This window comes from Bradyrhizobium sp. I71, assembly GCF_022354745.1.
Taxonomy (GTDB): Bacteria; Pseudomonadota; Alphaproteobacteria; order Rhizobiales; family Xanthobacteraceae; genus Bradyrhizobium; species Bradyrhizobium liaoningense.
The window spans coordinates 1416877-1436934 of record NZ_CP059398.1; the positions used below are offsets into that span (position 1 = coordinate 1416877).

Here is a 20058-nt window from a genome sequence, read left to right on the forward strand (position 1 = left end):
AGTCACACCGCGCAATAGCGCTCCTGGATATCCTTGTCCGCGAGCAGCGCCGCCGCGCTGCTTTGATGCACGACCTCGCCTTGATCAATAATGACGGCGCGGTCCGCCAGCCGCAGCGCCCATTCGACGTTCTGCTCCACCAGCAGCAGCGTCTTGCCCTCGTCGCGCAGGCGGCGGAACAGCACGCCCATCTCCTCGACGAGGACCGGCATGATGCCCTCCGAGGGCTCGTCGAGCAGGATCATTTTTGGCTTTGCGATCAGCGCGCGCGCAATGGCCAGCATCTGCTGTTCTCCGCCCGAGAGCGTCACGCCCTCCTGATCGAGACGTTCCTTCAGGCGCGGGAAGGTTTCGGCGATCTCGTCGATCGCCGTGCGCTCCTCGATATCGCCGCCGGCCGCGACCAGACCGAGCCGCAAATTCTCGCGCACGGACAGGCCGGGGACGATGCGGCGCTCCTCGGGCACGTAAGCGAGGCCGAGATGGAAGCGCTGATGCGCGCGGAGCGGCAACAGCTCCCTGCCTGCGAAGCGCACGCGGCCAGCCGCCTTCGGCATGAGGCCCATCATCGCCCGCAAGGTCGTCGTCTTGCCGGCACCGTTGCGGCCGACGAGGGCGACGACCTCACCCCGGTTCACGTGCAGGGAGATGCCGTGGAGGATATGGCTTGCGCCATACCAGGCATGGAGATCGTTGATTTCGAGCAGCGCGGTCTCAGCCATAGCCTTCACTCTGTCCGAGATAGACCCGGCGGACCTCCGGATTGCTCCTGATCTCGTCGGGCGCGCCGTCCGCCAGCAGGCGGCCGTGATGCAGCACGACCACGCGCTTACTGAGCCCCAGCACCATCTTCATCTTGTGCTCCACCAGGAGCACGGTGCGCTTCTCGGCGAGGCGCTCGAGCAGAGCGACCATGTCCTTGGTTTCTTCCGGCCCCATGCCGGCAGTCGGTTCGTCCAGCAGCAGCAATTCCGGCTCGGAAACCAGTGCGATCGCGATCTCCAGTGCGCGCTGCTGGCCATGCGACAGGAATTTCGCCAATTCGTTCCGCCTGGCCAGCAGCCCGACTGCGTCGAGCGCGGCGTCTGCGCGCGCACCCAGTTCAGCGAGCCGGGCGCGGTTGCGCCAGATGTCGTAGCTCACGATCAGCGCCTGGGCGGCCACGCGCACGTTCTCGTGCACGGACAGATCGGGAAAGATGTTCGTGATCTGGTAGGAGCGCGAGATGCCCTGATGCACGAAGCGGTGCTGCGGCAGCCCGTTCAGCTCACGTCCCCTGAAGTGCAGCTTGCCCGAGGTCGGCGTCAGCGCACCCGAGAGGATGTTGAAGAAGGTGCTCTTGCCGGCGCCGTTCGGCCCGATGATCGAGGTGAGCTGGCCGGCCGCGAACGAAACGGTGATGTCTTCGAGCGCGACGAAGCCGCCAAAGCGTTTGCCGATGCCTTCGGCGCGAAGCAGCTCGCCGCTCATCGCCGCGCCTTTCCGACGCCGAGGGCATCGAGCAGCGTACCCCAGATGCCCTTGGGCAGGAACAGCACGAACAGCACGAAGATCGCACCGACGAAAATTTGCCAATGCGGCGTCCAGAGCGAGATCACGTCCTCCAGGATCAGGAAGCTGGCAGCACCAACGAAGGGCCCGAAGAAGCTCCGGGCGCCGCCGAGCAGCACCATCATCACGATCATGCCCGAGGTCTGGTAGTGCAGGATGTCCAGCGGCACGATGGACAGATGCAGTGCCAGCATGCAGCCGCCGAGCGATGAGATCGCCCCCGACAGCATGAACACGACCAGCTTGCTGCGTTCGACGTCATAGCCGCAGGCCCGTGCCCGCTGCTCGTTCTCGCGGATCGCCTCGATGACGGCCCCGAACGGTGAGTTCAGGATGCGCGACTGGAACCACATCGCCAACGCCGCGAAGGCCATCAGCACGTAATACTTGTTGACGGGATCGAGGAAGTTGACCTGGAGGCCGAACAGACTGATGCGGTCGACCGTGAAGCCGCGCAGCCCGTTCTCGCCGCCGGTGAAGGAGGCCGCCTGGAGCGCGACGTAGTAGACGAGTTGCGCCAAGGCGAGCGTCACCATGGAGAAGTAGATGCCGCGGGTGCGCGTCGAGACGATGCCGATTGCGGCGGCCAGGCAGGTGCTGAGAAGTACGGCGATCGGTACGGCGGCGAACCAGGGTATGCCGTAGCGTCCGATCGCGATGCCGGTGAAATAGGCGCCTGCACCGAAGAACGCAGCCTGGCCGAACGACAGCAGCCCGGTGTAGCCAAACAGCAGATTGTAGCCCATCACCACGACGCCGTAGATCAGGACGTTGACGGCCAGCGCCTTCGACGGCAGCAACCAGGGCAGCAAGGCAAGCACGGCAATCGAGAGGAGCACACGCTGGTCGAGGAGCCAGCCGAGCCCGCTGGAGGCAGGTTTGGCGACCGCTTCGCCGCTCGAAGGTAGCGTCACGCCGTCCTCCCTCTCACACCGAACAGGCCTTGCGGGCGGATCAGCAACACCACCGCCATCAGTGCGAACATGACGATAGTCGCCATCTCCGGCGCGAACAGCGCCACCATGCTGATGGATACGCCGACCATGAGACCAGCAACGACTGCGCCAACGATTGAGCCGAGCCCGCCGATCACGGTCACCACGAAAGCTTCCGCCAGAACCAGCGAGCCCATCTCCGGATTGACGCTGCGCATGGGGCCGGCGAGCACGCCGCCGAGCGCGGCAAGCCCGACGCCGAGCCCGAAGATCGCGAGCCAGACCCGCCCAATATCGACACCGAGCACCTGCATGATGGTCGGATCGCGCGCGCCGGCGCGCACGATCAGGCCGACGCGGGTCTTCTCCAGCGTCAGCCAGAGCACCAGCAGCACCATCGCCACCAGCACGATGACGAACAGGCGGTAGCGCGGGAAGAAGCCGATGCCGAGATCGAGCACGCCGACCAGCTGCGGCGGCGTCGGAAAAGGAATGCCGTCGCTGCCGAACACGATGCGCACCCCCTCGACCAGGATGTAGCTGAGGCCGAAGGTCAGCAGCAGCGGATCGTCGATCGAGCGTCCATACAGTCTCCGGATCAGAACGAACTCGATCAGCATGCCGAAGACGCCGATCAAGATGGGTGCGAGCAGCAGCCCCCACCAGAAACTTCCGGTGAGTGATGCCAGATAAAGCCCCGCATAGGCTCCGATCATGAACAGCGCACCGTGGGCGAAATTCACCACCCCGAGCATGCCGAACACGATCGTCAGCCCAAGCGCAGTGATCACCAGGACCGCCCCAAGGGCGATCCCGGAGAGAAGCTGCATGATGATCAGCGACAGGTCCATCGTAAGGGCTTTAGGTCGCGTGGCCGAGCTCGCTGCAGCTGCGCAGCATGTCGTCGGCCCCCGCGTCGTTGGCCAGGATCGCGAACAGATCGTTCTCGTTGGCCATGGCCGACTTCTTCTTGGACTCCAGCACCAGCACCGACTGAACCGACTGATGGTCGCATTTGCGGTAGTGCTGCGGGCCCTTGGTCAGATCGTATTGCAGCTTCTCCAGGGCATCGACGACCTTGTCCGTATCGGTGCCGCCGGCGGTCTGCATGGCGGCCAGCAACGACCCGACGCCGGAATACCCGTAGGCGCCATAGTCGGTCGGAATCGCGCCGCCATTGGCGGCCTTGAACGCCGTGTTGAAGCTGGCGGCCGACTTGCTCTGCGTCTCCAGCCCCCAATAGTAATTGGCGCCGCCGACCACGCCCTCGAACACGTCGGGGCCGACGGCGAGGCGCTGATTGTGCAGGATGACCGGAACGACGATCTTCATCTGCTGCTTGACGCCGAAGTCCACGGCCTGCTTGATCGCATTGGCCTGGTCGCGACCGAAATTCGAGATGCAGAGCACGTCGGGTCGCATCGACATCAGGCGCGGCATGAAGGTGGAATAGTCGGCGGCGCCGAACGGATGCAGGATCTCGCCGACACTGTCCGCACCGATCGCGGCCTGCGCGCGCTTGAAGCCGCGCAGCATCTCGTGACCGTAGGCATAATCAGCGACGAGATGGGCGACCTTCATGCCCTTCTTCAGGGTCTGCCGTGCCACGGCGGCCGTCGTCATGTGCGGGTTCAGCGCCTCGTGGAAGGTGTATTTGCTGAAATCCTTGGCCTCATTGATGGTGTCGGACTGGCTGATCGAGACGTAGATCACGCCGCGAGCGCGGGTGACCTCGTTGACGGCCAGCTGCACCGCGCTGGAGAGCGCGCCGACCACGGCATGGACTTTGTCCTTCTCGATCAGCTCGAGCGTGCGGGTCGCGGCCTCGCCGGCGTTGAGCTTGTCGTCGCGGACCAGCAGCTCGACCTTGCGGCCGGCGATGCCACCCTTGTCATTGACGAGCTTCACCGCGAGCTCGGCGCATTTGACCTGATCGCGCGCTTCAGCGGCGAACGGCCCGGTCAGCGGCGTCGGGAAGCCGATGCGGATCGTCTCGTCGGCGGCGCGGCCGAGCCGCGGCATGGCGAGCAGGGCCGCGCTGGCCGAGAGGCCGGCGAGCGCGGTGCGGCGGGTTATCTTCGGGGTCGAACCGGATTTGGGCATGATTTCCTCCAACTGTCTTTTTTCTAGAAACGCTTCAGGGCTTTCAGGACTCTTGCAGGCGTGATCGGAATCGAATTGACGGCGGCGCCGAACGGCGCGAGTGCATCATTGACCGCGTTGAGCACGCAGGCGGACGCCGCTGCGGTGCCGGCCTCCCCAACCCCCTTGGCACCGAGCTCGGTGTCGGCGGTCGGCGTCTCGACATGGGCGATGACGATGTCAGGCATCTCCATCGGCATCGGGACGAGGTAGTCGGCGAGCGAGCCGTTCACGAGCTGTCCGGTCTCGCTGTAGCGACACTCCTCGAACAGCGCCGCACCCAGCCCCTGCACGATGCCGCCGCGAAGCTGCTCGTCCACCAGCATCGGGTTGATGACCCGGCCGCAATCCTCGACGATGAAATGCTTCAGGAGCTTGATGAAACCGGTGTCGACATCGACCTCCAGCGAGCAGCCCTGAATGCCGTTGGTGAAGGCGAAGGGATAGCCTTGCGGGGCGAAATGATGGCTGACGGTGAGCTGCGCCTGCGTGCCCGGCGGCAACGTATCGGAGCGGAAATAGGCAATGCGCGCGATCTCCGAGATCGGCATGCGCTGGTTCCGCGTGCCTGCGTCCACGACGTCGCCATCGACGATGTCGAGGGCCGACGGCTGCTCCTGAAGGATGAGCGCGGCGATCTCCAGAATGTTGCGCTTGAGCGCGCGCGTGGCCTGGAGCGCGGTCTCGCCGCCGATGCCGGCGCCGCGGCAGGCCCAGGTGGCGCCGCCATGCGGCGTCACCTCGGTATCGCCGGTGATGACCTTGACGTGCTCCTGCGCAAGGCCGAGCTGATCGGCCACGATCTGGCTGATGATCGCCTCGGTGCCCTGCCCCTGCTCGGTCACCGAGATCAGGCAGCGCACCTCGCCCGACGGCGTCAGGCTGACGATCGCCCCGTCCTGCGAGGAGATGCGTGCGCCGCCGACGCCATAGAATGCCGGGCTGGGGTTGGTGATCTCGACAAAGGTGGCAATGCCGATGCCGCGGTAGATGCCGCGCTTGCGCAACTCCGCCTGCTCGGCACGCAAGCCGTCATAGCCCATCATCTCGTGCAGGCGCTCGAGGCACGCCTGATGCGACAGCGCCTCGAAGCGGTAGCCGGTCGGCGAGGTCTGCGGATAGGCGTCATCGGCGATCACGTTCTGCGCGCGGATGGCGAAAGGATCGAGGCCGAGCTTCGCCGCCGCCATGTCGACCATTCGCTCGGTGACGGCGCAGGCGATGGGATGGCCGACGGCACGATATTGGCTGGTCTGCACCTTGTTCTGGAAGATCACCTCCAGCGTGGCGCGGTAGTTCCTGAAGCGGTAGGGCGCGCCGATCAGGCGGATCACCTGGTTGCCCTCGACCACGCTGGTGCGTGGATAGGTCGAGAATGCGCCGATCGCGGTCAGATCCAGCACGTCCATTGCGAGAATCTCGCCCTTGGCGTCCAGCGCCATGCGGGCCCGCACGCGGTGGTCGCGGGCATGGATGTCGGAGACGAACGATTCAATGCGGTCGGCGACGTACTTCACGGGACGGCCGAGCAGGATCGAGAGGCCGACCACCGCCATGTCCTCGTGATAGACATGCAGCTTCATACCGAAGGAGCCGCCGATGTCGGTCGCGATCACGCGAACACGGGCTTCCGGGATGCCATAGTGGCGCGAATAGAGGTCCTGGAACTGGTAGGGAGTCTGGGTGCCATGATGCACGGTGAGCATCCCGGCGGCGGGATCGTAGTCGGCAACGATGGCGCGAGGCTCCAGCGTCACCGCGGTATGGCGGCCGAAGGAAAATTCCTCCTCCACCACATGGGCTGCATGCGCGAAGGCGTCATCAACGGCCCCGCTGTCGAGCTGGCTGCGGAAGCACACATTGCTCACGCTGCCGGGATTCACCAGCGGGCTGCCGGCCTCACGCGCGCCGTCGATGTCGACGATGATGGGAATATCCTCGTAGTCGACCTCGATCAACTCCAGCGCATCCTCGGCGGCCGCACGGTTCTCAGCGACGACAGCGACCACTGCCTGTCCGGCCCAGACCACGCGATCCAGCGGCAGCGGCAATTGCGGCGCGGAGGTCATGCCCTTGAAATGATCGAGCGTGCCGGTCCAGGGCGTGCAGATCTTTGCGAGGTCCGTCCCTGTCGCGACGAGATGCACGCCTTCCAGCGCGCGCGCTTCGTCGGTCCTGATCGAGACGATCTTGGCGTGGGCATGCGGACTGCGCAGGAACGCAGCATGGAGCATGCGCGGCAGACGGAGGTCGCTGACATAGCGCCCACGCCCGGCGAGCAGGCGCTTGGCATTCGGCCGCGGCAGGGAGCGGCCGATGTAGGAGTTCGGGCGGTCGAGCGAGGTCAGCGGCGCAGTCATCTCGCGCCTCCGGCGCTGCGTGCTTTGGCGACGGCGTCGATGGCGTCGACGATGGCTTCATAGCCGGTGCAGCGGCAATAATTGCCCGACAGCGCGTCGCGGATCTGCTCGCGGCTCGGTTGTGCCACCTGCGAGAGCAGCTCGTAGGCGTTGACCAGCATGCCCGGCGTGCAGAAGCCGCATTGCAGCGCGTTGCGGCGATGGAATTCGGCCTGGAGGTCGGCGATCGCCCCGCTCTCGGTGAGACCCTCGATCGTATCGATCCTGGCACCGTCGGCCTGCACCGCGAACATCAGGCAGGAGTGCACGGCGCGGCCGTCGATCTGGACCAGGCAGGCGCCGCAGGCGCCCATCTCGCAACCGGCATGCGTGCCCGTCAGCTCGAGCTTGTCGCGCAGGCAATCAACCAGCGTCTCGCGCGGAGCAACCTCGCAGGCGACCTTGCGGCCGTTGACGACGAAGCGGACCCGCACAGTCTCGTCGGCCTCGTCCAGCAGGGTTTCGTCGAAGCCTCTCATACGCCCTCACCGAGACGTCCAAGCAGGCGGCCAAGCAACACGCGGGCGAGGTGCAGGCGCATCGCAGGCGGCACCTCGTCGTTCTCGGGCGGCGCGAGATCACCCTCGAGCGCCGCCTGTGCGGCAGCGATATGTTCCGCATCGAGGCCGAAGCCGATCAGAGCCGCCTCAGCGGCTTTCGCCCGCGTCGGCCTATTGCCGACGGAGAAGAATGAGATGCGGATGTCGTCGATCCGATCACTCGTGAAAGTCGCGAGCATGCCGCAACCGACCAGCGCATAATCCCCGCGCCGCCGCGCCAGTTCGTCGAACGCAAAGCGCTGATCGGCCTTGAACAGCGGAACGTAGATGGCCGTGATCAGCTCGCCGGGCTGCAATGCCGTCTCGAACAGGTCGATGAAGAACTCATCGGCCTTCACGCGCCGCCTGCCCGAGGCACCTGCGATCTCGATCTCGGCATCCAGCGCCAAGGTCATCGCGGGGAATTCGGAGGCCGGGTCGGCCAGCGCGACGCTGCCGCCGAACGTGCCGCGGTTGCGGATCGCGGGATGGGCGACGAAGGGTGCCGCGGCATGCAGCAGCGGCGCAAACTCCGCGATCAGCGGCTCGCTCAGCATCTCGCAGTGGCGCGTCAGTGCGCCGATGCGCAAATAGGCGCCCTCGCGCCCGATGCCGCGCAGCTCGGCAATGTGCGTAATGTCGATCAAGAGCCGCGGCGCCTGGAGCCGCAGCGACAGCGCCGGCACGAGGCTCTGGCCGCCGGCGATGAAACGCGCATCGTCCCCGGCGCGCGCATGAGCGTCCAGCGCCTGGTCGATCGTCGCAGCACGAAAATAGCTGAAAGCCCTCGCCTTCACTGCGTTTCCTCGAAAATCCATCGGCTCATCAGCCGGGATGCCAGATTTGTAACCATCTGGTCTCAAAATCCTGACACGCCGCCGAGGGGCGGTCAACAAGAAATGACCATTTGGTCACAAATGCGCCTTGGGCTATGAAGGCACCGAGACGCACGATTCAGCGACGAAATGGCCCGGAAAGCGCAGAAAACGGCGAAGCGACTGGTCCGAAAGCGGACCGAGACAGGCAAGTCCGCGCCAAAGCGCCGCAACATGCGCGCGGCGGATCGGGAGCGCGCGATCGTGGACGAGGCTATCCGGTTCTTTGCGGAGCGTGGCTTCGAGGGCCAGACCCGCGAGCTCGCCAAGCGCATGGGCATCACGCATTCGGCGATCTACCGCCACTTCCCCAGCAAGGAGGCGCTGATCGAGCGGGTCTACCAGGAAGTCTATCTCAGCCGCTGGTCGCCCGATTGGGGACCGATGATCCGCGACCGGGCCTTGCCGCTGGAGGCGCGGCTCACCCGCTTCTATCTCGACTATGTCGAACGCGTGTTCGAGTACAATTGGGTGAGGATCTTCGTGTTCTCCGGCATGAAGTCGTTCGGCATCACCAGCCGCTATCTCGACATCGTCCGCCGCGAGATCATCGAGCCGGCAGCCGCCGAGCTGCGTCATGAGCTGAAGCTGCCCGACGCAAAAGCTCACGCATTGAGTGAACGCGAAACCGAGCTGTTCTGGGGCCTGCACGGCCGCATCTTCTATCTCGCGATCCGCAAGTTCATTTACGCGACGCCGATCCCGCCCGATCTCGGCGCCATCGTCCGCGACGCCGTCCAGACTTTCATGGACGGCGCGAAGACGACGATGCCAAGACTGGTAAGCAATACGCCCCGGCTCGGCGTTTGACTTCACCCCTGCCAGAGGGGAGAGGTAGAGCTGCAGCCATTATGCCAAGCTCGGCAGATCGAGCCCCTTGTCACGGGCGCAGTCGATCGCGATCTCGTAGCCCGCGTCGGCGTGGCGCATGACGCCGCTGGCCGGGTCGTTCCAGAGCACGCGCTCGATGCGCCTGGCAGCTTCCGGCGTGCCGTCGGCCACGATCACCATGCCGGCGTGCTGGGAATAGCCGATGCCGACGCCCCCACCATGATGCAGCGACACCCAGGTCGCGCCGCTGGCGCAATTGAGCAGCGCATTGAGCAAGGGCCAGTCGGACACAGCGTCCGAGCCGTCCTTCATCGCCTCGGTCTCGCGGTTAGGGCTGGCGACCGAACCGCTGTCGAGATGATCGCGGCCGATCACGATGGGGGCTTTCAGTTCGCCCCGCGCCACCATCTCGTTGAAGGCGAGGCCGAGGCGATGGCGATCACCGAGTCCGACCCAGCAGATCCGCGCCGGCAGACCCTGGAACTTGATGCGTTCCTTAGCCATGTCGAGCCAATTGTGCAGATGCCTGTCGTCGGGCATCAGCTCTTTGACCTTGGCATCGGTCTTGAAGATGTCCTCGGGATCGCCCGAGAGCGCAGCCCAGCGGAACGGTCCGATGCCGCGGCAGAACAAGGGGCGGATATAGGCAGGGACGAAGCCGGGGAAATCGAAGGCATTCTTCAGGCCCATGTCCTGCGCCATCTGGCGGATGTTGTTGCCGTAGTCGAGCGTCGGAATGCCCTGCGCGTGGAAATCCAGCATGGCCTGGACATGGTCGACCATCGAGGTCTTCGACGCGCGCTCGACTGCCTTTGGATCGGAACCGCGTTTCGCCTCCCAATCGGCCAGCGTCCAGCCTTTCGGCAAGTATCCGTTGATCGGATCGTGCGCGCTGGTCTGGTCGGTGACGACGTCAGGCTTGACACCACGGCGAACCAGCTCCGGGAAGATTTCAGCGGCATTGCCGAGCAGGCCGACCGAGACCGCCTTCTTCGTCTTCGCGGCCTCTGCCAAGATCGCGAGCGCCTCGTCGAGCGTTGCGGCCTGGCGATCGAGATAGCCGGTGCGCAGGCGCATCTCGATGCGGCTGGGCTGGCATTCGATCGCGAGCATCGAAGCGCCGGCCATGGTCGCGGCCAGCGGCTGCGCGCCGCCCATGCCGCCGAGACCGGCGGTGAGGATCCATTTGCCGGCCAGGCTGCCGCCATAATGGCGCCGACCGACCTCGACAAAGGTCTCGTAGGTGCCCTGCACGATGCCCTGGCTGCCGATATAGATCCAGGAGCCCGCCGTCATCTGGCCGTACATCATCAGGCCCTTGCGATCGAGCTCGTTGAAATGGTCGAGCGTTGCCCAATGCGGCACGATGTTGGAGTTCGCGATCAGCACCCGTGGGGCGTCGGCGTGGGTCCGGAACACGCCGACCGGCTTGCCGGACTGAACCAGCAGCGTCTGGTCGGCTTCGAGTTTGCGCAGGGCCGCAACGATCCGGTCGAAGCTCTCCCAGTCACGCGCGGCGCGGCCGATGCCGCCATAGACGACGAGCTCGCTCGGGCGTTCCGCGACATCGGGATCGAGATTGTTCATCAGCATGCGCAAGGGCGCTTCCGTCAACCAGCTCCTGGCGCTGATGTCGCTGCCGCGAGGCGCGCGGATGGTGCGGTCATTGTCCAGTCGGCGGTTCATGCGGACCTCTTCAGCTAAGTCTCGGAAATGGATCGGATGAAAGCGCGGCCGTCGCGACGCCCGTCAGCATGTCGGCCTCGATCAACGCAGCCGCCTTGGCGAGATCGCCCGCCATATAGCGGTCGGCACCGAGTGCCGGCACCTGCTCGCGCAATGCGGCGATGACGGCAGCAAGCGGCCTGCTGGTCGCATGCGGCGCGCGCAGCGTGATGCCTTGCGCGGCGACGAGGAGCTCGATGCCGAGAATGGCGGCGAGATTGTCGGCCATGTCGGACAGCCGCCGCGCGGCGTGCGCCGCCATCGAGACGTGATCTTCCTGGTTGGCACTGGTCGGCGTCGAATCGATCGAGCAGGCGAGCGCGCGCTGCTTGTTCTCGGCATAGAGCGCGGCGGCCGTGACCTCGGCGATCATGAAGCCGGAATTGATGCCGGGATCGGGCGTGAGGAACGGCGGCAGGCCGAAATTCAGCGCGGGATCGACCAATGTCGCAATGCGCCGCTCGCTGATCGCGCCGATCTCCGACAGAGACAGCGCGATAGCGTCGGCAGCAAAGGCGACCGGCTCGGCATGGAAATTGCCGCCGGAGACGATCTCCCCGGTATCGACCAGCACCAGCGGATTGTCGGTGACGGCATTGGCCTCGACGATCAGCGTGCGCGCGGCCTGCGTGATCAGGTCGAGCGCGGCGCCCGCGACCTGTGGCTGGCAGCGCAGGCAATAGGGATCCTGCACACGCTCGTCGCCTTCGAGATGCGAGAGGCGGATGTCGCTGCCATCGAGCAGCGCCGTCAGCGTCGCCGCCGCGGCGATCTGCCCGGCATGGCCGCGCAACGCCTGGATCTCGGGCCGGAACGGCGCGGTCGAGGCCATCGCCGCGTCCACCGACAATGCGCCGGTGACGAGGGCGGCCCGCGCCAAGCGGAATGCACGCAGCACGCCCGATACGGCGTAGGCGGTCGAAAATTGCGTGCCGTTGATCAGCGCCAACCCCTCCTTGGGGCCGAGCGTCAGCGGCGCAAGGCCGGCAGCCGCCAGTGCTTCAGCGCCGGACACGGTTTTCCCGTCAACGATCGCCTGCCCCTCGCCGATCATCACCGCGGTCATATGCGCGAGCGGCGCGAGATCGCCGGAGGCGCCCACGGAGCCCTGCTGTGGCACCAGCGGAGTGACACCCCGCGCCAGCATGGCCTGCAGCTGCTCGATCAACTCGCGGCGCACGCCGGAGGCGCCACGGCCGAGCGAGACGATCTTCAGCGCCATCATCAGGCGGACGATCGGCTCTGGCGTCGCCGCGCCGACGCCGCAGCAATGTGAAACGATCAGGTTGCGCTGGAGCAGCGCGGTCTGATCGGGCGGAATGCGCTTCGACGCCAGCTTCCCGAAGCCGGTGTTGATGCCGTAGACGGGGACATCCGCGCGCGCAGCTCTTGCGACGATCTCCGCCGCCGCTTCGATGCGCGGCCAGAACGAGGGATCGAGCACGACGGGCGCACCATTGAGCACGCACGCGAGGTCATCGAGACTGACCGTTCCCGGCTTGACGACGATCGCTGCGCCCTCGTTCGTCATTGTCCCCTCCACACCCGGCGGTGCAGCGGATTGAAGCCGATGCGGTAGACCAGCTCGGCGGGCCGCTCGATGTTCCAGATCGCGAGATCGCACCATTTGCCGGTCTCCAGCGTGCCGGCTTCGCTGAGGATGCCGAGCGCACGAGCACCCTCACGGGTGACGCCCGCGATGCATTCGGCCACATTCATCCGGAATAGTGTCGCGCCCATATTCATCGTGAGCAGAAGCGAGGTCAGTGGCGAGCTGCCGGGATTGCAGTCGGTCGCGAGCGCCATGGCAACCCCATGCGTGCGGAACGCCTCGATCGGCGGCTTTTGAGTCTCGCGAATGAAGTAGAAGGCGCCGGGCAGCAGCACCGCTACCGTCCCGGCCTTCGCCATTGCGGCGGCGCCGGCCTCGTCGGTGTGCTCCAAATGATCGGCCGACAGCGCCGAGAATTTCGCGGCAAGCGCAGCACCGCCGAGGTTCGAGAGCTGATCGGCATGCAGCTTGACCGGCAGGCCGAGCTCCCTCGCCGTCTCGAACACCCGTGCGGTTTGCGCAGCCGAGAACGCAATGCCTTCCATGAAGGCGTCGACGGCATCGGCGAGGCCCGCCTTTGCAACCGCCGGCAACATCTCCTGACAGACGAGATCGATGTAACGGTCCTTGTCGCCATCAGCTTCCACCGGCAGCGCATGTGCGCCGAGAAAGGATGTGCGGACCGCAACCGGTCGCCGGCGTCCGAGGCTGCGTGCGGCTGCGAGCTGCCGCATCTCGGTCGCAGTGTCGAGGCCGTAGCCCGACTTGATCTCGATCGTGGTTGCGCCCTCGCCGATCAACGCATCGAGCCGCGGCAGCGCACTTGCGACGAGATCGGCCTCGCTCGCCTTGCGCGTCGCGGCCACCGTCGACACGATGCCGCCGCCGGCGCGCGCAATCTCTTCATAACTCGCGCCCTTCAGGCGCAGCTCGAACTCATGCGCGCGGTTGCCGCCATAGACGAGATGGGTGTGGCAGTCGACGAGGCCGGGCGTGATCCAGCGCCCTTCGCAGTCGACCCGTTCGGCGGCATCGGCGTCCGCCGGAAAATCGGCCTGCGCGCCGGCATAGACGATACGGCCGCCGCGCGCGGCGATCACGCCCAGTTCGATCTCGCCGAGGTCGGGACGGTCGGCCCGTAGCGTGGCGAGCCGGGCATTGTGCCAGATCCGGTCGAAGCGCTCTGCCATGCAACGGCCCCTTCGTGGGATGCTTGACTTATATGTCTAGACATATAATCGTGCGGGAGTTCTGTCCAGCCGGCATGGAAACATGACACGACTGCATTTCGCCTCCGCGCTCCTGCCCTCGGGCTGGGCCAATGACGTGCAGGTGGTGATCACCGCCGGCGCGATCGCCGAGGTGACGCCGAATGTCGCGCCCGTGGCCGGCGATGAACGCCACGCAATCGCACTGCCTGGATTGGCGAGCCTGCACAGCCACGCGTTCCAGCGCGGCATGGCGGGACTTGCGGAGCTGCGCGGAGACAGCACCGACACCTTCTGGACCTGGCGCGAGACGATGTATCGCTTTGCGCTGGCCATGACGCCGGACGACGTCGCGGCTGTTGCGACGCTGCTCTATGTCGAGATGCTCGAGCAGGGCTTCACCCGCGTTGGCGAATTTCATTACCTGCATCATGATCGCGACGGCTCGCCCTATGCGGATCCTGCCGAAATGGCCTCGCGCATTGCGCTGGCTGCCGAAGCATCAGGCATCGCCCTCACGCTGCTGCCGAGTTTCTATGCGCATGGCTCGTTTGGAGGAGCAGCGCCGCATGCCGGCCAGCGTCGCTTCATCTGCTCGGTCGATCAGTTCGCCGCATTGATGGGTGCTTCGCGCAAGGCGATCAGCGCATTGCCTGGCGCCAACATCGGCATCGCGCCGCACAGCCTGCGCGCGGTGACGCCGAACGAGCTCACGGCGATCGTTCCGCTGGCCGACGGCGGGCCGGTGCACATTCATACGGCCGAGCAGGTGAAGGAAGTCGAGGACTGCCTCGCCTGGTCGGGACAGCGCCCGGTGCAATGGCTGCTGGAGCACGCGCCAGTCGATCGACGCTGGTGCCTCATTCACGCAACGCACACGACAGACGAAGAGGTCAGCGCAATTGCAAGGACCGGTGCGGTCGCCGGCCTCTGTCCCGTCACCGAAGCGAGCCTCGGCGATGGCATCTTCCCCGCGCGCGAATTTCTTGCCGCCGGCGGTGCGTTCGGCGTGGGCACCGATTCCAACGTGCTGATCGGCGTCGCGGACGAGCTCCGTCAGCTCGAATACGGCCAGCGCCTGAAGCATCGCCAGCGCAACGTGCTCTCCAGTGGCGTTGGCCGTTCGACGGGACGCACGCTGTTCGATCATGCGCTCGCGGGCGGAGCACGGGCGCTGGCGCTGGCGACAGTCGGCCTCACGCCCGGTGCGCGCGCTGACATCGTCACCCTCGACACTGCGCATCCATCGCTGGCCGGACGTCAGAGGGATGCGGCTATCGACGGCTGGATCTTTGCGGCCGGCAGCGGTGCGATCGATTGCGTTTGGGCCGGCGGCGCCAAGGTGGTCGAAGGCGGCCGGCACAGGCTGCGTCAGTCAGCGCGCGAGCGCTTCAATGCGTCGGTGCGGAGGCTCGTCGCATGAGCCTTGCCACTGACACAGCCGACAAGCCGACGCTCTACAAGCGCATCCGTGCCGACATCGAGAAGCGCATCCTGACCGGCGAGTGGCCGCCCGGTCATCGCATTCCGTTCGAGCATGAACTGGTCGCTCGCTACGGCTGCTCGCGCATGACCGTGAACAAGGCGCTGTCGGAGCTGGCGCAAGCCGATCTGATCGAGCGGCGGCGCCGTGCCGGCTCGTTCGTGCGCCGGCCGCAGCATCAGTCGGCGGTGCTCAAGATCGCCGACATTCGCGCCGAGATCACCGCCCTCGGCCGCGCTTACGGCTACGAGCTGATCGGCCGCAAGCTGCGCGCGGCGACCGCTGCCGACCGCGATCGCCTCGGCGTCAAAAAGGCGGGCAAGGTGGTCGCGATCACCTGCCGCCACAGCGCCGACAACGTGCCCTTCGCCGCCGAGGACAGGCTGATCGACCTGTCGTCCGTGCCGGATGCCGCGACCGCGGACTTCTCGCGCGAGCCTCCCGGCTCGTGGCTGCTTCACCATGTCCCATGGACCGAAGCCGAGCACACGATCAGCGCCATCGTTGCGGACGATCGCACCGCGGAGGCGCTCGACATCGCCGTCGGCGCGCCCTGCCTCGTGATCGACCGCTACACCTGGCGCAGCGCGCGCACCATCACCGCGGTGCGCCTGCTCTATCCCGGTGACTCTCACCGCCTTGTCGCTCGATTCAAGGGAGGCTGAGAGGATATGTCGGCACAAATCGTGCAACGCTTCGGGCAACGGTCCAGATGGGCCGACAGTGATCAACAGGACGTCAATCCATCGATCGGCAAGAGGACGACAATCATGCGTAGTTCAAAGGTATTTGCGACAATCATTGCTCTCGCGGCCGCCACTCCCGCGCTCGCCGACGACGTCAAGGTCGGCGTCGGCATCTCCGGATGGACCGGCTTCGCACCGCTGACACTGGCGAGGGAGGCGGGCATCTTCAAGAAGAACGGCCTCGACGTCACCATCAAGAAGATCCCGCAGAAGGACCGCCATCTCGCGATCGCCTCCGGCGACATCCAGTGCGCGGCGACCACGGTCGAGACCTGGATCTCCTGGAACGCCAATGGTGTAGCGACCAAGCAGATCTTCCAGCTCGACAAGAGCTATGGTGCCGACGGCATGGCCGTGCGCAACGACGTCGCCGCGATCAAGGACCTGAAGGGCAAGACCGTCGCCGCCTCCGCGCCCGGTACCTCGCCCTATTTCGCGCTGGCCTGGATGCTCAAGAAGAACGGGCTTTCGGTGAAGGATGTCACCGTCGTGAACCTCGAGCCGGCCGCGGCCGCGCAGGCTTTCGTCTCCGGCCAGAACGATGCCGCGATGACCTATGAGCCGTACCTGTCGACCGTACGGGCCGCGCCCGACAAGGGCAAGATCATCGCCACCACGCTCGACTACCCGATGGTCATGGACACTTTCGGCTGCACGCCGAAGTTCCTGACGGAAAATCCCAAGGCCGCCAAGGCGCTCGCCGACAGCTATTTCGAGGCGCTCGAGATGATCGCCAAGGACCAGGCCAAGTCCTACGAGATCATGGGCGCGGACGTGAAGCAGACCGGCGAGCAGTTCGGCAATTCGGCGAAATATCTGCGCTGGCAGGACAAGGCTGCGAACCAGAAATTCTTCGCCGGCGACTTCCTGACCTTCAACAAGGAGGCCGCCGACCTCCTGCTCGAGATCGGCATCATCAAGGCCGCGCCGAAGGTCGAGGACCTCTACGACGCGAGCTTCATCAAGTAAGCTTCTGCAAGCCGCCGGTTCCGCCACGAGGCGGAGCCGGCTCGTGATCGACTATTCGGATAGACAGTTTGATGCGTCCCCTGGACCCTGTTACATCAAGGCAGCGCGTGGCCTACGGCCTCGCGTTCTTCGTGCTGTTCGTCGCCTTCTGGTCCTGGGCGACGTTCGGCGGCCATGTGTCGAAGACGTTCCTCGCCAATCCGCTGACCATGGTGCAGGAGGGCGTTGAGCTGCTTACCAAGCATGGCTTCCTGTTCGACATCGGCATGACGATCTGGCGCGTCGTCGGCGGCTTCGCCCTCGCGGCGGTCATCGCGGTGCCGCTCGGCGTGCTGATGGGAGCCTACAAGCCGGTCGAGGCGTTCCTCGAGCCGTTCGTCTCCTTCGCACGCTATCTTCCTGCCTCCGCCTTCATTCCGCTCCTGATCCTGTGGGCGGGCATCGGCGAGCTGCAGAAGCTGCTCGTGATCTTCATCGGCTCGGTATTCCAGGTCATCCTGATGGTCGCGGTGACCGTCGGCGCCACGCGGCGCGATCTGGTCGAAGCCGCCTATACGCTGGGCGCCGGCGACCGCGGCATCATCCGCCGGGTCCTGCTGCCTTCCTCCGCGCCCGAGATCGCCGAGATCCTGCGGCTGGTGCTTGGCTGGGCCTGGACCTACGTCATCGTCGCCGAGCTGATCGGATCGTCCTCCGGCATCGGTCACATGATCACCGACAGCCAGGCGCTGCTCAACACCGGCCAGATCATCTTCGGCATCATCGTGATCGGATTGATCGGCCTGATCTCGGACTTCCTGTTCAAGGCGTTCAACGCCTGGCTGTTTCCCTGGAAGCTCGCATGACGATTCTCAAGATCGAGCAGGTCTCGCGCACCTTCCCCGCGCGCCACGGCAACGCACCGACCAGGGCGCTGGAACCGACCGACCTCGTCATCGGCAACAACGACTTCGTCACCATCCTCGGTCCCTCCGGCTGCGGCAAGTCCACGCTGCTGCGCATCGTCGCCGGCCTCGATCGCCCGACCAGCGGACGCGTCACGCTCGACGGACGCGAGGTGACCGGCCCGGGCGCCGATCGCGGCATGGTGTTCCAGTCCTACACGCTGTTCCCGTGGCTCACGGTGCGCGAGAACATTGCCTTTGGCCTGCGCGAGCGCGGCGTGGCGCAGGACGAGCGGAACAAGATCGCCGATGCCTTCATCCGTCAGGTCGGATTGTCGGGCTTCGAGAACCATTGGCCGAAGCAGCTCTCCGGCGGCATGCAACAGCGCACGGCGATCGCACGGGCGCTCGCCAATGATCCGAAGATCCTCTTGCTCGACGAGCCCTTCGGCGCACTGGACAACCAGACCCGCGCCCTGATGCAGGAAATGCTGCTGGGGATCTGGGAGCGCGACCAGAAGACGGTGCTGTTCGTGACCCACGACATCGAGGAAGCGATCTTCCTCGGCAGCCGCGTCATCGTCATGAGCGCGCGTCCCGGCCGCATCAAGGCCGAGATCAATGTGGACCTGCCGCATCCACGCTCCTACAAGATCAAGACCACGCCTGAATTCGTCCAGCTCAAGGAGCGGCTGGTCGAGGAGATCCGCACCGAGGCGCTGAAAGTTGCCGAACATGCCTGACACCCAGCCCCGCGCCGACGGAAATCGCGTCCTCGCCGACCTCCATGCGCTGCGCGCCGTGGGCGCCTACAAGACCGGCGTGCACAAGCCGACCTTCTCCGAGCCGCACAAGCTTTCGCTGGAGTGGCTCGTTCAGAAGCTGCCCGAGGCCAACCTCTCTGCGACGATTGACGGTATCGGCAACGTGTTCGGCACCAGCGCGAAGCCCGGGCCGAAGCTGCTGGCGGGCTCGCATCTGGAGAGCCAGAACTATGCCGGCTGGCTCGATGGTCCGCTCGGCGTTGTCTACGCGCTCGAAGCCGCACGCGTGCTCAATACCGATCCCTCGTTCAAAGGCGCGGTCGAAGTCGCCGCCTGGTGCGACGAGGAGGGACATTTCGGCCATTTCCTCGGCTCGCGCTCCTATGTCGGACAGGTGACAGAGGCCGACATCGACGCCGCGCGCGACCGTACCAGCGGCCGCACCATGCGCGATGCGCTTGCCGACATGGGTCTCGCCGGACGCCCGCGCATCACCGTCGAGCCGGGGCGGCACGTTGGCTATCTGGAGGCGCATATCGAGCAGGGCGACACGCTCGAAAGCGGCCGCCTCGCGATCGGCGTCGTGACCTCCATCGTCGGCATCTGGCAGTACCAGATCAATTTTACCGGCGAGCAGAACCACGCCGGCACCACGCGCATGCCAGTGCGGAAGGATGCTGGACTCGCGCTGGCAAAATTTTGTGTGGGGATCGACGAACGCTTTCCGTCTGCCTGCGGCCCTCGCACGGTCTGGACCACCGGGCGCATCACGCTCGATCCGGGCGCGCCGAGCATCATTCCGGGTGGCGCAGAGATGCTGTTCCAGATCCGCGACGATGATCCGGCCGTGATCGCGCGGCTGGAGCAATTGCTGCGGATCATGGCGGAGGAGGCCAGTTCGAACGGTCCCTGCACCGTCACCGTCGAGAAGTTGCGCACTGGTGCGCCCGCCATGATGAATTCCGGCTTCCAGGACGCAATCGAGGCCGCGAGCAAGACCCTGGCCGGCGGCCGGTCCCTCCGCATGCCCAGCGGCGCCGGGCATGACGCGCAGATGCTCGCGACCGTCATGCCTGCGGGCATGCTGTTCGTGCCGTCGATCGGCGGCATCAGCCATCACTGGACCGAGAACACCGCCGACGCCGATATCGTCACCGGCGCTCAGGTCTTCGTCGACGCTTGCCGGCGGATCCTCCAGAGTTGATGGACGGTCGAGACCCGCGCAAGCGCTTGTGTCCCGGACAAGCTGCAACGCGACAGCGTTGCGGCGCAGAGCCGGGACCCAGAGCCACGCGGCGACAACAACGATATGGGCCCCGGCTCTGCAGCGCACCGTCGAAGGGACGCTGCGCTGCGTCCGGGGCACGAGAGTGGAGTCTCGCGCAGGCTCTCTCCTCCTCTTCGTCATTGCGAGCGAAGCGAAGCAATCCAGAGTCTTTCCGCGGAGGGATTCTG

The 20058-nt window shown here is 65.7% G+C and carries 18 protein-coding genes; 7 read left to right on the forward strand and 11 right to left on the reverse strand.

Annotation, left to right across the window (positions count from 1 at the left end; translation table 11 throughout):
• Positions 1–2: 2 nt before the first annotated feature.
• From FJV43_RS07015 to FJV43_RS07050, 8 genes are read right to left on the reverse strand one after another with little or no spacing between them, the layout of a single operon-like run.
• Complete coding sequence (locus tag FJV43_RS07015) at positions 3–722, reverse strand: ABC transporter ATP-binding protein (protein ID WP_239625673.1); 720 nt, start codon at positions 720–722, stop codon at positions 3–5.
• On the reverse strand, positions 715–1470 hold the full coding sequence (locus tag FJV43_RS07020) for an ABC transporter ATP-binding protein (protein ID WP_131870898.1): 756 nt from the start codon (positions 1468–1470) through the stop codon (positions 715–717). The genes FJV43_RS07015 and FJV43_RS07020 overlap by 8 nt, the downstream gene beginning before the upstream one ends.
• Positions 1467–2465: a branched-chain amino acid ABC transporter permease gene (locus tag FJV43_RS07025; RefSeq protein ID WP_194392773.1), complete on the reverse strand. Its 999-nt coding sequence runs from the start codon at positions 2463–2465 to the stop codon at positions 1467–1469. Before FJV43_RS07025 ends, FJV43_RS07020 begins: the two co-directional genes overlap by 4 nt.
• The gene (locus FJV43_RS07030) at positions 2462–3337 is read right to left on the reverse strand and encodes a branched-chain amino acid ABC transporter permease (protein ID WP_239625674.1); all 876 of its coding nucleotides are present in this window, start codon (positions 3335–3337) and stop codon (positions 2462–2464) included. The genes FJV43_RS07025 and FJV43_RS07030 overlap by 4 nt, the downstream gene beginning before the upstream one ends.
• A gap of 10 nt (positions 3338–3347) precedes the next feature.
• Entirely contained in the window at positions 3348–4589 is a 1242-nt protein-coding gene (locus FJV43_RS07035; RefSeq protein WP_239625676.1) for an ABC transporter substrate-binding protein, read from the reverse strand.
• Positions 4590–4612: 23 nt separating this feature from the next.
• Positions 4613–6988, reverse strand: a complete 2376-nt coding sequence (locus FJV43_RS07040; RefSeq protein ID WP_239625678.1) for a xanthine dehydrogenase family protein molybdopterin-binding subunit — start codon at positions 6986–6988, stop codon at positions 4613–4615.
• Entirely contained in the window at positions 6985–7506 is a 522-nt protein-coding gene (locus FJV43_RS07045) for a (2Fe-2S)-binding protein (protein WP_239625680.1), read from the reverse strand. Before FJV43_RS07045 ends, FJV43_RS07040 begins: the two co-directional genes overlap by 4 nt.
• A complete protein-coding gene (locus FJV43_RS07050; RefSeq protein WP_239625682.1) occupies positions 7503–8363 on the reverse strand; it encodes a xanthine dehydrogenase family protein subunit M in 861 nt (286 codons plus the stop codon). Before FJV43_RS07050 ends, FJV43_RS07045 begins: the two co-directional genes overlap by 4 nt.
• Positions 8364–8615: 252 nt before the next feature.
• Between FJV43_RS07050 and FJV43_RS07055 the strand changes: the two genes are divergently transcribed.
• Positions 8616–9251: a TetR/AcrR family transcriptional regulator gene (locus FJV43_RS07055; RefSeq protein ID WP_239625684.1), complete on the forward strand. Its 636-nt coding sequence runs from the start codon at positions 8616–8618 to the stop codon at positions 9249–9251.
• A gap of 39 nt (positions 9252–9290) precedes the next feature.
• On the opposite strand, the gene hutU is transcribed toward FJV43_RS07055, so the two are convergent.
• From hutU to hutI, 3 genes are read right to left on the reverse strand one after another with little or no spacing between them, the layout of a single operon-like run.
• On the reverse strand, positions 9291–10958 hold the full coding sequence (gene hutU / locus FJV43_RS07060) for a urocanate hydratase (RefSeq protein ID WP_239625686.1): 1668 nt from the start codon (positions 10956–10958) through the stop codon (positions 9291–9293).
• Between the two features lie 10 nt (positions 10959–10968).
• Positions 10969–12528 carry a histidine ammonia-lyase gene (hutH, locus tag FJV43_RS07065; protein ID WP_239625688.1) on the reverse strand — a complete coding sequence of 520 codons (1560 nt, stop codon included), beginning with the start codon at positions 12526–12528 and terminating at the stop codon, positions 10969–10971.
• Complete coding sequence (gene hutI / locus FJV43_RS07070) at positions 12525–13739, reverse strand: imidazolonepropionase (RefSeq protein ID WP_239625690.1); 1215 nt, start codon at positions 13737–13739, stop codon at positions 12525–12527. The genes hutH and hutI overlap by 4 nt, the downstream gene beginning before the upstream one ends.
• Positions 13740–13821: 82 nt before the next feature.
• Between hutI and FJV43_RS07075 the strand changes: the two genes are divergently transcribed.
• From FJV43_RS07075 to FJV43_RS07100, 6 genes are all read left to right on the forward strand, one after another.
• The gene (locus FJV43_RS07075; protein ID WP_239625691.1) at positions 13822–15180 is read left to right on the forward strand and encodes a formimidoylglutamate deiminase; all 1359 of its coding nucleotides are present in this window, start codon (positions 13822–13824) and stop codon (positions 15178–15180) included.
• Entirely contained in the window at positions 15177–15905 is a 729-nt protein-coding gene (gene hutC, locus FJV43_RS07080; protein ID WP_239625693.1) for a histidine utilization repressor, read from the forward strand. The genes FJV43_RS07075 and hutC overlap by 4 nt, the downstream gene beginning before the upstream one ends.
• Before the next feature lie 105 nt (positions 15906–16010).
• Positions 16011–16955, forward strand: a complete 945-nt coding sequence (locus FJV43_RS07085) for an ABC transporter substrate-binding protein (protein WP_239625695.1) — start codon at positions 16011–16013, stop codon at positions 16953–16955.
• Between the two features lie 71 nt (positions 16956–17026).
• A complete protein-coding gene (locus FJV43_RS07090; protein ID WP_239625696.1) occupies positions 17027–17800 on the forward strand; it encodes an ABC transporter permease in 774 nt (257 codons plus the stop codon).
• Positions 17797–18582: an ABC transporter ATP-binding protein gene (locus FJV43_RS07095; protein ID WP_239625698.1), complete on the forward strand. Its 786-nt coding sequence runs from the start codon at positions 17797–17799 to the stop codon at positions 18580–18582. Before FJV43_RS07090 ends, FJV43_RS07095 begins: the two co-directional genes overlap by 4 nt.
• On the forward strand, positions 18575–19807 hold the full coding sequence (locus tag FJV43_RS07100; protein ID WP_239625700.1) for a Zn-dependent hydrolase: 1233 nt from the start codon (positions 18575–18577) through the stop codon (positions 19805–19807). The genes FJV43_RS07095 and FJV43_RS07100 overlap by 8 nt, the downstream gene beginning before the upstream one ends.
• Positions 19808–20058 lie beyond the last annotated feature (251 nt).